Source organism: Aeromonas sp. D3, assembly GCF_027705025.1.
Lineage (GTDB): Bacteria > Pseudomonadota > Gammaproteobacteria > Enterobacterales > Aeromonadaceae > Aeromonas > Aeromonas salmonicida.
The window spans coordinates 1-1,262 of record NZ_JAPDBE010000093.1 but is presented as its reverse complement, the minus strand read 5'-3'; the positions used below and the strand labels follow the sequence as shown (position 1 = coordinate 1,262).

Below are 1,262 nucleotides of genomic sequence, written 5' to 3'. Positions count from 1 at the left end.
CTCAGAGATCCCCTCATTTTTAGAGACTCAAATAATTCCAAGTGTGCGGGTATATAAGCGGTGTTGCTTCAGGTAGTAGATAAATTTATCCATCAACAAGACCGCATTGGCTTCTTTCATTTTAGGTAGCAACTGGTAATAGATGACCCCTTGCCGAAAGAACGAATAGGTTCGGCTCTTGCTGGTATTGACCTTGATCGTTCTCTCTAGACCGACACTGTCTCCAGCCTTACCCAGCAGCGTCAGCAAGACGATGGCCAGGGCACTGAATAAAAACAGTCGGTCGCGCCGGACCGGATTACTGATGTGCACATCTCCCATACCCATGCCGAATTTGTAATCTTTGATATCACGAAAACTGGTCTCGATACCCCAGCGCTGGCCGTATAGTTGCAACGCCTTGGCGGCGCTCAGGTCGGTCCGGTTACTGGCCAGAAACCACGCGTCTTTCATGCCACTCTTATGACAACAATAGACCCGTTCGACAGGCTGTCGCTGCCCAGTTAGCTCCACCGCTTTGAGGGTTCGGGTGCGCCCGGTCGGCGTTAGCCAGTCCCGAGCTGGAACCTGCTCTACACCAGGGTAACCAACCAAAACATTTCCTTTAAATCTAATGAGATAAGCAAAGCCTAGCTCTTGCTCCAGGCGTTCGAACAGCTCCATGTAACCAAAGCCGCGGTCAGCTACTACCGTCACGAAGATACCCTCTGGCAACGTCTGCTTGAGCTTGGTGAGCAGCTCTTTCTCATGGGCATTGCGTTGCCCTTTGAGCAACGATTTCCGATGGGTTTTCCACAGCAGCGGAGTACTGCGACCGTGGTTGGTTTGCAGGCTGATAACCAAGGTACTGTGATCATCGGCATCGAATTCGGTCCAGTCCATGGAGACTACGATCTCGGTACGTTCACCGACCACATAGGGCACCCAATCGTCAAAGAGGCTCCAGACATTGAGCTTGGTGTTAGTGAGCAGGCGATCCACCTGTTTAACCGCATGTTTACGTTCGAGACCGTTGGCCAAGGAGAGGCCACTACCGATGGCGTGGATGGCCAGTGAACCTGACTCGATAACCCCGAGGGTAGCATTGGCGAGGGAAAGAACACGCTTGGCATGCATGTCCTGTCCAAATATATCGTCGATGTGGTTGAGGATTAGTTCGTGGTTAAACATGGGGATAGTCTGTTGGGTATTAGCTGGTCAAGGATGGCGATCATACCTCAGAAGCCGCGCCACGCCTCGCTCATATGAGGGGATGGTTAAGG

The 1,262-nt window shown here is 51.9% G+C and carries 1 protein-coding gene; it reads right to left on the bottom strand.

Going from position 1 to position 1,262, the window contains the following annotated elements; all coding sequences use genetic code 11:
* Nucleotides 1-27 precede the first annotated feature (27 nt).
* A complete protein-coding gene (locus OKC28_RS22875; RefSeq protein ID WP_041204923.1) occupies nt 28-1,170 on the bottom strand; it encodes an IS4-like element ISAs18 family transposase in 1,143 nt (380 codons plus the stop codon).
* Nucleotides 1,171-1,262 lie beyond the last annotated feature (92 nt).

What these genes read in the sequence shown, in the direction of transcription:
- OKC28_RS22875 (WP_041204923.1), bottom strand. Translation starts at nt 1,170, where the DNA reads ATGTTTAACCACGAACTAATCCTCAACCACATCGACGATATATTTGGA.